Here is a 15127-nt window from a genome sequence, read left to right on the forward strand (position 1 = left end):
GCTTATGCGCTCACTAGGAAAAATGGGTTCAACACAGACTCTTTCTGATTGTAAGTAAGATTTTCTGCGTCAGAATTTAATGGATTTTGTGGGTCAAGAACGGTCACCTTTGCCCCCGCGGCGGTCGCCACAGCATGGGCAGCACCGGTGTCCCACTCAGACGTCGGGCCAAGCCGCGGATACAAATGCGCTTCACCGGTTGCAACTAAGCAAAGCTTCAGGGAACTACCCATCGCAACCAATTCAGTTTCACCTTCCAGCTGTGCCAGCAGGTTTTGTATCTCGGGACTCTGATGAGAGCGGCTACCCACAATTTTCCAGGTATCCCCGGCTTTATGTGGTTGTGCTGAGATGGGAGTTAGCTCTTCGCCTTCACCGCTCCAGGCACCTTTGCCGACAAGACCTACATAACTGATGCGCTTAGCTGGGGCGTAAACCACACCTAACACCGGTTCGCCGTTATCAATCAGGGCAATATTTACGGTGAATTCACCGTTCTTTTTAATAAACTCTTTGGTGCCGTCGAGCGGGTCAACCAGCCAGTAGCGTTGCCAGGTTTTGCGTTCATCCCAGGCTATATCGGCTGACTCTTCAGATAAAATCGGCAGATCAGAGATTTGTTCCAACTCGGCTACAATGCATTCATGCGCCGCTAAATCGGCTTCTGTCAGCGGACTGGTATCCTGCTTTTCATAAATGGCGAAATCTCTATCATAAATAGCCATTATTTTATCGCCAGCTTGTTTGGCAATGCGCAGAACCTGTTCTGCTAACGGGTCAGGTAAGGCCATTATACAAGTCCTTTTTCTACCAATAGGTGATATAACCGCTCAGCGGTATCTTCGGCACTTTCTTCCCGGTAGGTCAGATGCACTTCTGGTGCTGAAGGTGCTTCATACGTCGAGTCAATACCGGTGAAGTGCTTGATTTCGCCATTGCGGGCTTTTTTATACAAGCCTTTCGGATCGCGCTGTTCGCAAACCTCTAGCGGGGTATCAACAAACACTTCGATAAACTCGCCGTCGCCGAGCAACTTACGACAAAAGTCGCGGTCGGTCTGAAACGGAGAAATAAACGCCGTCAGTACCATGGTGCCAGCATCGACAAATAATTTTGCGACTTCGCTGATACGCCGGATATTTTCAATACGGTCTTTGTCAGAAAAGCCAAGGTCACCACACAAGCCATGGCGAACATTGTCACCATCCAGCAAATAGGTGTGCTTGCCCTGTTCAAACAGTTTCTTTTCCAGCAAGTTTGCCAAAGTAGACTTGCCTGAACCGCTTAAGCCGGTTAGCCAAAGTACCCGAGGCTGCTGTCCCAGGCGTGCGGCCCGGGTCTGCTTGTTAACTTCGTATTTGTGCCAGACAATATCCGTCGACATTTAGAAATACCCTTCCATTTTCTTTTTCTCCATCGAGCCAGCACTATCATGGTCGATAACACGGCCCTGGCGCTCAGACGTTTTCGTCAACAGCATTTCCTGAATAACATCAGGCAGGGTAGCAGCTTCTGACTCTACGGCGCCGGTAAGCGGGTAACATCCTAAGGTACGGAAACGCACAGAACGCATTTGCGGCTCTTCACCTGGTTCCATTGGCATTCTGTCATCATCTACCATGATCAATACACCGTCACGCTCCACTACCGGACGTGGTTTGGCCAGATACAATGATGGGATGTCGATATTTTCAAGATAGATGTATTGCCAGATATCCAGCTCTGTCCAGTTTGACATAGGGAATACGCGGATACTTTCGCCTTTATTCACTTGAGAATTATAGATATTCCATAATTCAGGACGCTGATTTTTTGGGTCCCAGCGGTGGTTGCTGTCGCGGAATGAATACACACGTTCCTTAGCACGTGACTTTTCTTCATCACGGCGTGCGCCACCAAAAGCCGCATCAAATTTATACTGATTAAGCGCTTGCTTAAGGGCTTGGGTTTTCATTACATCAGTATGCTTGGCACTGCCGTGAGTAAAGGGGCCAACGCCTTGTTCAACACCTTCTGGATTGCTATGAACCAGAAGATCGAAACCGTATTTCTCAGCTTGTTGGTCACGAAACTCAATCATTTCCTGGAATTTCCAGGTGGTGTCTACGTGCAACAATGGGAACGGAATTTTACCCGGAGCAAAGGCTTTGCGCGCCAGGTGTAACAATACCGAAGAATCCTTACCTACAGAGTACAGCATCACAGGGTTATCAAACTCTGCGGCTACTTCTCTGAAAATATGGATGCTCTCGGCTTCGAGTTGTTTCAAATGCGTAATAGACGGTATTTCTGAAGTCATTTTCGAGTCCGATAGTTAAGGTTATATACGAAACGATTATATGTATAGAACACTAGCATATTTAGATCATAAGAGCCTATGCGATTTTGCTATAGCAAATAGCACTTTTATGCCAGCGTTATAAAAGGCACATCCTTTAGGGTTATTCTATTTATCACCCAATTTGGGAAACCAGCTATATATGTATGCTTAAAATGAATATGCAAAAACAATGCTAAGCTGCACTAACCTTAGCAGTTAACCGGTAAAATAGGTCAAACTGATGAAAGTGAGCCAATTACCCAATAAAAAAGCCATCTTCAAAGAGATGGCTTTTTCGCTTATCAGTTAACTACACGGTTTAGCGTAGCTCTTCATCCATCTTAACTTGGAAGGCATCAAAGGTATCTTCCACACCGTCTCTTGGCTTGCCAAATTTCGACAATACTAAAATAGTGATACTGGCTAATACAAATCCAGGCACAATTTCGTACATCCAATCACTGAGCGGCTTACCATCAACGGTTAGCGGTGCATATATCCAGAACAGTACGGTAAGCGCACCAACCACCATTCCGCCCAAGGCGGCGCGACGGGTCATGTCACGTTTGAACAGGCTGAACAATACCAGCGGACCAAATGCCGCACCGAACCCGGCCCAGGCATTGCTGACCAGCGTTAAAATAGTACTGTCTCTATCGTACGCCAGGTAAATGGCTACCGCCGCCACTACCACTACTGAGGCGCGCCCTGCTATTACCAGTTCGGTGTCCGATGCGTCGCGACGTAAAAACGCTTGATAAAAGTCGCTGGTTAATGAGCTGGAGGTCACCAGAAGCTGTGAAGAGATAGTACTCATGATAGCGGCCAGAATAGCGGCTAACAGGAATCCACCAATTAACGGATGGAACAATATTTGTGACAGATAAATAAAGATAGTTTCAGGGTCAATACTGACACCATCTTGCGACGTTACATAGGCTAGCCCGAACAGGCCTGTAATCAGGGCGCCAATAATTGATACTACCATCCAAGTCATACCAATGTTGCGTGCGGTAGGGACATCTTTAACACTGCGAATTGCCATAAAGCGCACAATAATATGGGGTTGGCCAAAGTATCCCAGACCCCAGGCTAACATTGATATAATGCCCACAATAGTAAGATTTTCAGCCGTACTGGCATCGGCAAAGGCGTTAAGTAACGCCGGGTCGATGTCGCGAATCGCGGTCATCGCCTGACCAAAACCACCGAGCTCCATTACGGTAACAATGGGCACCATAATGAGCGAGATGAACATGATACAGCCTTGCACAAAATCGGTCATACTGACGGCCATAAAACCGCCCACCAGGGTGTAGGCAACTACTACAGCGGTGGTGACATACAGGCCGGTTTCATAAGAAAGGCCAAAAGAAGATTCAAACAGTTTTCCGCCTGCTACCACGCCCGATGAGGTATACAGAGTGAAGAAGACTACAATAACAACCGATGCGATGACACGCAGAACACGACTATTGTCATCGAATCGATTTTCAAAATAATCCGGCAGCGTAATGGCGTTATTTGCTAATTCGGTGTACACCCGTAAGCGAGGGGCGACCAGTAAATAGTTTGCCAACGCACCTAATACCAAGCCAATCGCTATCCAGCCTGCCGATAGACCAGATACATACATTGCGCCAGGTAAACCCATTAGCATCCAGCCGCTCATATCAGAAGCACCGGCCGAAAGAGCAGTAACCGCAGGGCCTAATTGACGCCCGCCAAGCATATAGCCCTCAACGTTTGTATCGGTTTGGCGATAGGCGAAAAGCCCAATACCAAGCATAACGAGAAAGTAAAGTCCCAGTGAAATTATCGTACCTGTTGCCATAAATCCTTCCTTATTTTTTTCGGCATGCTAACAGGAACTTACGTAAGTCTCCACGAATGGGGGCACTTTGAAATTAAAGAAAATTAAAGAAAATTTTATGTATACCTAAAAAAGCCACTATGAATAGTGGCTTGAAGGGAATTCATCAGGCGGAAAATTGTATGCTTTTTTTCACTTTTTCGGTTAGCGGAAGTAAATTTGCGCCCTTAGCGCCCACGACTAACACACTGGCTTTTTGTAAACCGAAGCCCGTTCCTTCAAACTGACTGTTACCAAATCGGTTAGGTAAATCGCCGGCCTTATCCTGGGGAATAACAAAAACTGACATTTTACCCTGGTCTGTATTTAAAATCAGATGCAGACTCCGAATGGTCTCCAGATGACAGAAATTTACCACCTCAACATCACCAATGGACGAGGCCAAATGGCCGCCAAAACTGGCTAGTTTGGCGTTTATCTGCGCTATATCCACTGCTACCGCGCTATGGGGCAGCTCTTTTTCCATATGCACTACATGGGCTAAGGCCTGGGTTTCAATATTGGCAGGCCGCTGCACAAACCAAAGTGTGCTGATTATCCCTACCATTAGCGCCACCGAGGCTGCCAAGGCGGTATACCAACGATGCTTTTTGCGTTGCTGAACAAAGTCATTGGTAGCCTGTTGCCAAATAAGTTTATGCGCCAGATCATCAGGAACCGGCATTTTTGCTGCCTGTTTTAATTCATTGTTCATACGGCGCATTTGATCGCGAAACGTCCGTTTTTCCGGGTCGTTTTCAGCGGCTTTCAGCACAGCCGGATCAGTGGTGTCAGGGTCAGCGTAAATACGCCGACGAAATTCTAACTCATCCATTGCGGTGACCTCGTACTTCAGTTTGTTTGCTCACTATATCTCTAAGCTGATTACGCGCCCTGAACAGGCGTGTCATTACAGTATTTTTATTTAAGTTAAGCTGCTGGGCGATTTCTTCTCCGCTATAGCCGAAGAGTAATTGCAAAACCAAGGGCTCCCGGTATTCCAGGGCCAGGCCGGCGAGTAGCTTCTGCATATCACTGTGGTGAACCGAGCTGTCGGCAAAACTTGTATCATCAGCAACGGTAGTTTCATCAAACTCGACAATATCTAGCTGCTTTTTCTCAAAACGGCGGGCATTTTCCCGGCGTACAATAGTAATGAGCCAGGCTTTTGCAGACTTTTCGTCCTTTAGTGCATCCAGCGATCGCCATGCCCGCAAGAAGGTTTCTTGTACGATATCTTCGGCGGTGCTTTTATCCCTTACCAAGTAATAGGCATAGCGATATATGTCAGCATGAAATGCGTGCACCAGGGCTTCATAACGTTGTTGTTTTTCTTTCATGTCGGATAAGACCCTGGCAGCATCTATTTTCTTTCGTGATCTGATCATTTTTTATTTCACGAAATAACGGGTAGCTCAAATATAGCGCAAATAGGCGTCGCCACCGGGAATAATCAAGGTGCGTTGCCATCGGTGCCCCGCGCGGCTATTTAACCGGCCCGTCAATCCAACACGGCTGGCGCTACCTATCAGACCTATTGCGACCCAAAAAAAAGCCCTGGTCAAATTGACCAGGGCTTAGTGGCATGGTGAGTAAACCGTTAAGATTGTTTTGTTTTAGCAATCCAGCGGTCGACTTTTTCGGTTAATACCGACAACGGCACCGGCCCGTCTTTTAGTACTTCGTCGTGAAACTCAGGATAACTGAATTTGTCTCCCAGCTCCTGTTGGGCTTTATCGCGCAGTTCCATAATCTTCAGCTTACCAATCATATACGCGGTAGCTTGTCCTGGCAGGGCGATATAGCGTTCAATAGCTTTTTGCGCATCGTATTTTGGGTTAGGTGTATTGACCACTAAATACTCAACCGCCTCTTCGCGAGACCATTGTTTAGCATGAATACCCGTATCAACGACTAAGCGGCAGGCCCGCCATAGCTCCATTGCTAGTCGTCCAAAATCGGCATAGGCATCTGCATAAAAGCCCATATCCTTGGCGAGCTCTTCGCTATAAAGTCCCCAGCCTTCTGTATAGGCGGTAGCACTTAAGAACTTCTGGAACATGGGAATGCCCTCCAGTTCCTGTGCAATAGCGCGCTGCATATGATGGCCGGGTATACCTTCATGGTAAGCCAAGGCTTCCATTTGATAGGTCGGCATGGCTGTCATGTCATACAGGTTGGCGTAGTAAATACCGGGCCGGCTGCCATCTTGGGCGGGACTTTGATAAAACGCTTTGCCAGCTGACTGCTCGCGAAAAGGCTCTACACGCTTCACTATCATGTCAGCTTCGGGCATCAGGCCGAAATACTCGGGTAGAGCCTCGCGCATCTTATCAATATGTTGTTTGGCTTCATCAAGATAGCGCTGGCGACCCTCATTGGAGTCTGCATAGTAAAACTGTTCATCGGTACGCATGAATTCAAAAAATTCCTGCAAGTTACCTTCAAATTTTACCTGCTGCATGATCTCTTGCATGTCGTTATGAATGCGTTTGACATTATCCAGCCCGATTTGATGGATTTCATCTGCACTCAGGTCAGTGGTGGTGTACCAGCTAAGCCGGTTGTCATACCATTCCTTACCTTCAGGCAGGCGCCATACCCCGTCACCTTCCGGCGTAAGTTTTTGTTGCTCACGCAGCTGCGCAATCATATCTTCGTAGGCTGGGCGAACTGCCGTCAACAATGCCGCTTTGGCTTCCGCCAGCAGGTTTTGTTTAACGGTATCCTCAACCTCAAGAGCCCGAATTTTTTTATCGATATCTTCCCACAGTGTGGACGGCGCCCCTTCGGTGTCAAAAGGTACACCGGTAACGACGTTTTGCGACGCCTGAATCATTTGATCATAGGCCCAGGCCGGGGGAAATACACCTGCTTCCTGGCGTAATTTCATTTGTTCGATGACTTGCGCAAAATATTCATCCACTTTATCTAAACGGCTGATGTAGGCGCGGGCGTCTTCTTCACTTTTTACCGTATGAATGTTTATCAAGAAGCTGGGCACCATGGTGTGGGGGCCTCGAAACTGATTAATCACATAGGTATGATGACGAAACTTGTCATTCTCAATAGCCCGTTCCAGCTGGTAGCGATACAGCTTAAGGCTTAGTTTTTCCTGTTCGTTGAGTTTTTCGGCATCAAAAGATTCTAACTCTTCAAGGCGGTTTTTAGTGGTGGCCATTTGTTGTTCAACGGCTTCTTCACTCACATCATCCCACTTGTCATAGTCCCACTTGTAGCCCAGATAGCTTTGCGACAACGGCGAACGCTTTAAGTCTTCTTCAAATGTGCGCTCAAAAAAAGCGTTAAGCCGCTGCGATTCGCTCTGGCTGGCAATTTCTTTGGTATTTTCTGACTGCGCTTGCGATGGCGTTTGCTCATTCGACGCTGGCGAACATGCCAGCAGGCCGCTAACCGCAATAGCTACAGCCCCGATACGAAATAGTGATGTGTTCATTCTGTCTCCCTGTAATGATAGCGACCGGTTAGCTGTTAAGAATACAGAGCCGGCAGCGGTTGTTGTTTTACTTGTTGGTTTTTAAGGTATTGCTCACGCACAATGGTCAGCGAATGTAGCAACGGCTGATTGTCCCAATGCGCTTGAGAAGTGGAATAGACACTCGCGAGCATGACATCAATATGAGGCTGCAGAGGCGCTGTCAGTGCATTATCGGCAGCGCGTTGAAGCGGTTGCCCTTCAACCTCTAGCTGGTGCAGCCATTGGGTTAGTGCTGGCTGAGTTTTTCCTATATCACGTGCTTTCACCGCCGCAAGCAAGTTGTGCCAGGCTTGAGGCTCCCGTTGGTGCTGCGAAATAGAGGCTGATGCCGGCGCTCCAGTTGGCCGACGACGGTAGTAAAGTATCACCGCTATTAACCCTATCAGCGTGACCAGCCATAGTGCGGTCACCACCCAAAGCCACATATTCGTTGCCGGGGCTGGCGTTGGCGCTTCTGGCGCTAGTGGTTCAGCTGGTTGCGGCGTTGGTGTTGCTGGTGCGGCACTGCTATTACCTACGGCGGCGGTTTGGCCGGTATCCGGCGCCACTTCAATACTGCGCGCAGGCAGGCTGGCGTATTCGGTCTCACCGGTTAACACATTAAACCAGGGGATAGTAATTTCCGGCAAAACGTAGCGCCCGGCTTTAGTGGGAATGACCGCCACCGACTCTACACGCTGAGCAATTAAGGTATTGTCCTTATCTACAGTAGCAGTGCGGCTTTGATCCGGATAAATCTTAAAGCCCGGTGGATAGTTTTGCGGAAAACTGGGCAGCTGTTCTTCTACTACACCCATAGCCGTTAGCGTGACCGTGCGGGTGACAGGCTCACCAACGGTGAAAGTGGCTGACTCTGGCCATTCCTCGTTAATATCGACAAACTCGCTGGGCAACCAATGATAGTCAAGATCCTGCGGCTGCGGTTTGACTGTCAGCGTGATGTCGGGGCCCAGCCGATTAACTGTTTGCGTACGGTTGAAAAAACCAAACCGTTGATTGGTATTGGGAGCCAGTACCTCACCGGTAAACACCGGGCCGCGCAATACAAACTCCCCGGAACGTTGGGGGACCACTGCGAAGTTGCGCTCGATCACCTGATAACGTTTACCATTAACAATTTCGGTGGTGCGTATGTCGTCACCTAACTGACTTATTTGGGCCTGCTTTAACTGCGGCGCCTGCAAGCTCCCGCGTTCAATATCGGTAGCCAAAAATAGCTTCACGGTGTAGCGAATTTGCTGATTCAGGTAAACCTCACTGGTATCGACGTGGGTGGTTACATAAAAATCCCGTGCTGGCTGGCTACCATCATCGTTTTTGACCACCGGGATGACCTGCACCTCAATAGGGCGGGTTTGCTGTCCTTCAATAGTAAATGGCGGAATCGTAAAGCGACCTTCCTGGCGGGGAAACAAGGTCGTTGTCCATGTCGTGGTTTCACTACGAGAGCCGTTTACAATACTGGTGCGGCTACTAATTGAGGTTCTTCCAACCACAAAATCATTTAACAGTGCGGAGCTATCGAAGGCGTCTCTGGAAGGATCGCCCGACGCGCTGACCGTTAAACGAATAGCTTCATCAACCATTACCGGGTTCTTGTCTATCTGGGCAATAACGCTATCGACATCTGCACTGGCGGACAGGCTTAGCCAACCGCCTATCATAAGCAACAACAACTGTCTCATTACCATTCACTCCGATTCGACGGCGGCCGCTGGTTGCGTCTTTGTTGGGCTTCCAGCTGCATTTTTCTTTTTAATAAATAAGCGGGATCATCAGGAATCCGTTTTTTCAGGTTTTCCAGCCGCTGCATATTCTCTTTGTCTTCTTCGCTTAGCTCACCTTCGCTGGCCTGCAGCGCTGATTGCGGGTCCGCAGGGTCAGACTGATCAGCCTCCCCAGCTTGCTGTGGCTGTGCATTAGGGTCTTCGGCTGGCTCATCTTGCTGCTGGCCGGGCTTTTGTTGCGCCTGCTCCGCCTGCTCATCGCGTTGAGAGGAGGGTGGCGCACCGTCAGACTGCTTCTCGTTAGACTCTGGTGTCGTGCTATTGGCACTATCATTGGAAGAAGGCTGCCCGTTCTGTTGGTCATCAGATGATGAACCTGATTCACCGTTGTTTTGCTGCGGCGAATCTGACGGTTGATTGCCTTGCTGGTCTTGCTGGCCTTTTTGGTCGCCAGCGTTTTCTTCGTTTTGTTGCTGCTCTTGCTCTTGTTGCTGGTCTTGTTCCTGTTGTTTTTTATCTTCCAGCAACTTTTCTACAATAGCTTTGTTATGCATGGCATCAGCATGTTCTGGAACTTGTTCCAGCACACTTTGATACGCTTCCAGAGCCTCTTTATATTGCCCCATCTGGGCTAATGTATTGGCCTTATTGTATAGCGCCTCAGGGCCCTCATCTTCTTTAAATAAACGTAGCGCCTGGGCAAAATTACCCGCTTTATATTGCGCCGAAGCCTGCCACGAAGGAGAATCGAACTGTTTAGCCGCCTGCTCAAACTCACCCGCCTCGTAGAGTTGTTGCCCCTGCTGGTCGGCATTCTTAAATACTTGATCAGCCCAGCTAAGTGGTGAAGTGGCCGCAGATTGTGTGGTGTTCTTACCGTCTGCGGCCTGCGCTGGTGCTGGCTGCAATAACGGCAAGCTCATGGCCATAAACAGCACGAATATTCCCCGGCGAAACAATAGCAGGGCAAGGGGCAGACAAGCGAGCACCAAATACGGGCCCATTTCCTGCCATTGGTCGCCGCTGTAATTGGTCTGATCATCTTGCGTGGCTATATCGCTGGCCAGCCGATCAGCTTGCGCCAGTGCTTTTATATCTGACTCGCTGGCACTGATGGTGGCAAATTTCCCTCCGGAGCGCTGAGTGAGAGAGCGTAATGGCCCGGGCTGCATCTGTGGCACAACAATTTGGCCGCTGGTATCTTTTAATAGCTCGCCGTTTACCTGCCGTATCGGAGCGCCTTCGGAAGTACCTATTGCTAATACATTGAGCCGAAAAGGCATGTCGTTTAAATAATCCTGTATTTCAGTGGTTTGTTCCCGGCTTATCCCGTCCGTTATCCAATAAATATCGCCCTGTTGATAGCCTGCATTAGTGAGTAATTCGCTGGCCAGCAATAAGCCGGATAAAGGATCGCTGCCGGTTACCGGCATTATTTCCGGACTGAGGCTGGGTAATAGGGCGGCTAAATTTTTATAGTCTGCAGTTAATGGGCTAATAACAAAGGCATCGCCGGCGTAGGCGACCAATCCTGTTTCGCCTTCACTAATCAGTTTGACTAAATCAATAGCCTTATATTTTGCACGCGTGAGGCGGTCAGGAGAAACATCGGTAGCGCGCATCGACAATGACATATCCATTACTACTACATGCCCGGCTTTTACCTGATACACAGGTTGGGGCAAACGCTGCCAGGTGGGCCCAGCCAAAGCGACAGTGGCCAAACTCCAGGCAAGCAGAATGACCACATACAAACCTTGCCCACGTTGTTGCTGGCGGCCAGCAACCATTTGCCGATATAGATGCGGGGCGATAACGCCCTGCCAGCCAGATTGCTGCTGGCGCCAATGCCTGAAACCGGCCAATATTACCAACAGTGCAGGCAAGGCAAGCAGCCACCACGGTCTTAAAAAATGAAAATCATCCCACGGCATTGTTATTGCTCTTCATATTGCGTGTTAACCAAAGTACCTCTGCGTCTTGCGCCTATCAGGGAAACCAGTAAAGGCAGGGCGCTGAGTAGTAGCGCTAACGCTAAGGGATAATAAAATAGCGCCGTTAGCGGGCGCAATTTCTGACTTTCTCCCTCTATGGGCTCCAGCTCATCCAGGCGGGTGTAAATCTGCTCCAGTTCTTGAGCATCACGTGCGCGAAAATATTTGCCGCCGGTGGCCACGGCGATATCGGTTAGCATGTCTTCATCCAGTTCCTGAGAAGGATTAACCTGACGGCTTCCAAAGAAGCTTTCGATCAGCATTTTATCTGCGCCAACGCCTATCGTATAAACGGTTACACCGCTATCTACTGCCAGTTCTTTTGCCTGGGCTGGCGTGATATTGCCAGCCGTATTTTGCCCGTCGGTAAGCAGTATCAGTACTTTATTGGTCTTTTCCCGGGCTTCTAAGCGCTTCACGGCTAAGCCAATAGCATCGCCAATGGCAGTTTGTTCACCCACCAGTCCAATCACGGATTCCTCAAGCAATTGCGCCACTGTTTTGCGATCGAACGTAAGGGGTGCTTGCAAGTACGCTGTATCGGCAAACAGAATTAACCCTAACCGGTCGGATACCCGACGCCGGATAAATTCTGCCATTACCGATTTAGTCATCGTTAACCGGTTAACCTGGCGGCCATTCAGGGTCATATCATCTATTTTCATACTGCCCGATAAGTCGACCGCTAACATCATTTCGCGGCCTTCATTGGGAATACTTACCGGCTCGCCTAGCCACTGGGGGCGGGCAGCGGCAAGTACCAAAGCAACCCAGATAAGCCACATCAGCCCATGACCGTAGGCAGAACGGGCGGGTTTACTTTGCACCGATGCCGCCCCAGCCAAACGTTGCGGCACCCGTAACGCCGCTTCCTGTGACGGTTCACGCGCGGGGAAAAAACGCATTAATAGCGGCAGCGGTAGGGCAAAAAGCAGCCACCACCAGGCAAACTCAAACATGGCTTACCTCAGTGTGAGTACTACCTCTGGTATGTGCTGCTTGCTGAAAGCGGGCCTTCTTCACCCAGCTAATGGCAGCTTCCTGACAGGGGTCGAAAGCCTGTTTATCGGGTTTGGCGGGTTGGTACTGCATTGCTTGTAAGTGCTCTAAGCGCGCAGCCATCGTTTGCTGCTGCCCGCGTTTTAGTTGCGCTAGCAAAAACTGGGTCCAGCGTTGTCCGTACAAACCCGATAGCGTAGCCGGTGGGTAATACACTAGCGCGGTACGTTTTAGAATCTGGTTTAATTGACTCGGCCAATTGTTATCACCAGAGGAAACCTGGCGCAGTTCATCCATGGCCTGGCGCCTGGCTGCATTAAATCGCCGATGCCGCCGCCATAAGATAACGGCGCCAACGAGCGCGGCTACCAGCACCGCAAGCAGTACCCACCAGCCCCAGGCGAGCGGCCAAAAGGCTGCGTCGGGCGGGGGGTGAATGCCTTTTAGCTGGGCCAGTAGCTGCTGTTGTTGTTCGTTCATTTTGTTCTATTGCCTTGCAGTTTCAGTTGCTCGTCAATTGGCATGGCAGCGCTGAGGTGCTGAAGCCTGACCCCTGCCAATTGAAGCTGATGTTCAATGTTACCGATTTGCTGCTCACGCTGTTGTCGGTATTGTGTCTGTTGCTGTTTGTCCCCCAATACCCAGCTCTGCCGAATAAAGCCATCTGTTACACTCACCTGACGAGTACCAGATACCTGGGGTAAAGCATGTTCAATAGGATCGGTAATACTCAATGCCTTCACTTCGCTATGGCGGGCGAGATGGGTAATGTGTTGACGGGCCGTATCATTCATATGGGTAAAGTCGGATATGACATACACCAGGCTACCGGGCCGGGCGAGCCGTCTGGCTCTGGCGCAGGCATCTAAGAATGAAGCCGGGGCGCTGGCTTGATCATTGCCACGGGTAGCGTGGGCTTGCAATCGTATAAGCTCGTGGCAGATAGTTAACACTGCACGCTGTCGTGATAGGGGTTTACACTCGCGGTGTTCTGTATCACTAAACAATAACGCGCCTACTTTGTCCCCGCGCTGGGCCGCAGACCAGGCAATAAGAGAGGTAACATGGGCGGCCTGGACACTTTTTAACAGTAACTGAGTACCAAACTGCATTGACCCCGTCAGGTCGCATAGAATGAATACCGGGCGTTCGCGTTCCTCCCGATAAACTTTGGTATGCGTTTTGCCAGTACGGGCAGTAACTCGCCAGTCAATGGCGCGTATATCATCGCCGGGCTGATAATGACGAGCTTCGTCAAACTCCATGCCGCGGCCTTTGTGTTTACTCAGGTAAGTACCGGACATCGCTGCTCGGTGCGGTTTGCCGGGCTGTAAATTAATCAGATGAGTCAGCTGCCGATATCTGAGAAGTTCGGGCACCGACAGGGTAATCCCATCTGTCTGGAGTAACCCGAGCCAGTTTTGCTCTTTGCTCATAACTTATGGCACAGCCACCTGTTGGACAATTCTGTCAAGAACCTGATTAGTTGTCACTCCTTGCGCTTCAGCTTGATACGATAAAATAATACGGTGTCGCAGAACATTGTGTACCACTGCTTGTATGTCGTCGGGCCCGACAAAGTCGCGACCGGCCAGCCAGGCATGCGCGCGGGCACAGCGGTCCAGCGCAATTGTAGCACGGGGGCTGACCCCAAACTCGATCCATTCGGCCAGTTCTTGGTCCAACTTTGCTGGTTCCCGGGTCGCAATTACCAATTCGACCAGATAACGTTCAAGCTCTGGCGCCATATGTAAAGCAAGTAGCGCTTTACGGGCGCTGAATATGTCCGCCTGACTTAGCTTAGTAGGCACCGCACCCGGGATATTTAACTCTTCATTACGGGTTAACTGTAAAATATCCAGTTCAGTCTGAGCGCCTGGGTAATCAATTTCCACATGCATCAGAAACCGGTCAAGCTGAGCTTCCGGTAAGGGGTAAGTACCTTCTTGTTCTAACGGGTTTTGCGTAGCCATAACCAAAAACAGAGAGGGCAGGGGGTAGGTCTTGTTACCAACGGTAATTTGGCGCTCAGCCATTGCCTCAAGCAATGCGGATTGCACTTTTGCCGGTGCCCGGTTGATTTCATCGGCCAGCACCAAATTATGAAACAGTGGGCCTTGCTGAAATACAAATTCGCCGGTTTCCGGGCGATATATATCTGTCCCAGTTAAGTCAGCAGGTAATAGATCCGGGGTGAACTGAACCCGATGGAAGTCAGCATCCATACCTTTCGCCAACGCATTAATGGCACGTGTTTTGGCTAATCCGGGGGGGCCTTCTACTAACAAATGTCCATCGGCCAGAAGCGCAACCAGTAAGCTGCGGGTAAGTTGGGTCTGGCCAATAATCTGTGAATCCAGGTAGGCGTGTAGTTGCTGAAACTGCTCTGCTGCCATAGCGGGTTAACTTCCTGATCAAATTGATGTGTAGCACACTACTACTAACTAAAACATAACGTATAGGGTTAACAGACTCTACGTTTCATATATGGTTCCCCAGCGATACTTCAAGCTTCGGGCGTAAAGTTTGAAGATTGAATAGTGATTAATCAACACTTGCGCTAATTGGGGGTTGGTTTATGGTGAACACTACGATTAAGACATATTTTGGCCGTGGGAACAATCCGCATGCTATGTGGCTATGAGTCCATAGCAGAAAAAACGGTGAACAACTGAAAACTGATGATAAACAGCTTCCTATGCGACTATTTGCTATTTCGTTGATTGTCTGTAAAAT

Annotated in this window: 13 protein-coding genes; all 13 read right to left on the reverse strand. The window is 49.5% G+C overall.

All coding sequences use genetic code 11. The features are described 5' to 3' along the window. Nucleotides 1-2: 2 nt before the first annotated feature. The 13 genes from cysQ to D0Y50_RS05650 all read right to left on the reverse strand — a co-directional run bounded on the left by cysQ (nt 3) and on the right by D0Y50_RS05650 (nt 14787). Entirely contained in the window at nt 3-791 is a 789-nt protein-coding gene (gene cysQ / locus D0Y50_RS05590) for a 3'(2'),5'-bisphosphate nucleotidase CysQ (RefSeq protein WP_108566513.1), read from the reverse strand. After that, on the reverse strand, nt 791-1384 hold the full coding sequence (cysC, locus tag D0Y50_RS05595; RefSeq protein ID WP_108566514.1) for an adenylyl-sulfate kinase: 594 nt from the start codon (nt 1382-1384) through the stop codon (nt 791-793). Before cysC ends, cysQ begins: the two co-directional genes overlap by 1 nt. After that, complete coding sequence (gene cysD, locus D0Y50_RS05600; RefSeq protein WP_108566515.1) at nt 1385-2299, reverse strand: sulfate adenylyltransferase subunit CysD; 915 nt, start codon at nt 2297-2299, stop codon at nt 1385-1387. A 340-nt stretch (nt 2300-2639) separates the two neighbouring features. After that, nucleotides 2640-4154, reverse strand: coding sequence for a sodium/proline symporter PutP (putP, locus tag D0Y50_RS05605; RefSeq protein WP_108566516.1), 1515 nt, complete (start codon nt 4152-4154; stop codon nt 2640-2642). Between the two features lie 145 nt (nt 4155-4299). Then, nucleotides 4300-5007: a DUF3379 family protein gene (locus D0Y50_RS05610; protein ID WP_108566517.1), complete on the reverse strand. Its 708-nt coding sequence runs from the start codon at nt 5005-5007 to the stop codon at nt 4300-4302. Continuing rightward, nucleotides 5000-5557, reverse strand: a complete 558-nt coding sequence (locus D0Y50_RS05615; protein WP_108566629.1) for a sigma-70 family RNA polymerase sigma factor — start codon at nt 5555-5557, stop codon at nt 5000-5002. The genes D0Y50_RS05610 and D0Y50_RS05615 overlap by 8 nt, the downstream gene beginning before the upstream one ends. Nucleotides 5558-5772: 215 nt before the next feature. Next, the gene (locus D0Y50_RS05620) at nt 5773-7629 is read right to left on the reverse strand and encodes a DUF885 domain-containing protein (RefSeq protein ID WP_108566518.1); all 1857 of its coding nucleotides are present in this window, start codon (nt 7627-7629) and stop codon (nt 5773-5775) included. A 35-nt stretch (nt 7630-7664) separates the two neighbouring features. Then, nucleotides 7665-9356 carry a BatD family protein gene (locus D0Y50_RS05625; RefSeq protein ID WP_232366463.1) on the reverse strand — a complete coding sequence of 564 codons (1692 nt, stop codon included), beginning with the start codon at nt 9354-9356 and terminating at the stop codon, nt 7665-7667. Next, the gene (locus D0Y50_RS05630; RefSeq protein ID WP_108566520.1) at nt 9356-11332 is read right to left on the reverse strand and encodes a VWA domain-containing protein; all 1977 of its coding nucleotides are present in this window, start codon (nt 11330-11332) and stop codon (nt 9356-9358) included. Before D0Y50_RS05630 ends, D0Y50_RS05625 begins: the two co-directional genes overlap by 1 nt. 2 nt (nt 11333-11334) lie before the next feature. Then, complete coding sequence (locus D0Y50_RS05635) at nt 11335-12351, reverse strand: vWA domain-containing protein (RefSeq protein ID WP_108566521.1); 1017 nt, start codon at nt 12349-12351, stop codon at nt 11335-11337. Continuing rightward, nucleotides 12344-12871, reverse strand: a complete 528-nt coding sequence (locus D0Y50_RS05640) for a DUF4381 domain-containing protein (RefSeq protein ID WP_108566522.1) — start codon at nt 12869-12871, stop codon at nt 12344-12346. The genes D0Y50_RS05635 and D0Y50_RS05640 overlap by 8 nt, the downstream gene beginning before the upstream one ends. Then, nucleotides 12868-13827 (reverse strand): DUF58 domain-containing protein, encoded by a 960-nt coding sequence (locus D0Y50_RS05645; RefSeq protein WP_108566523.1) that lies wholly within the window; start codon nt 13825-13827, stop codon nt 12868-12870. Before D0Y50_RS05645 ends, D0Y50_RS05640 begins: the two co-directional genes overlap by 4 nt. A gap of 3 nt (nt 13828-13830) precedes the next feature. Continuing rightward, nucleotides 13831-14787, reverse strand: a complete 957-nt coding sequence (locus D0Y50_RS05650) for an AAA family ATPase (RefSeq protein WP_108566524.1) — start codon at nt 14785-14787, stop codon at nt 13831-13833. Nucleotides 14788-15127 lie beyond the last annotated feature (340 nt).

This window comes from Salinimonas sediminis (assembly GCF_003429285.1).
GTDB classification, from domain to species: domain Bacteria; phylum Pseudomonadota; class Gammaproteobacteria; order Enterobacterales; family Alteromonadaceae; genus Alteromonas; species Alteromonas indica.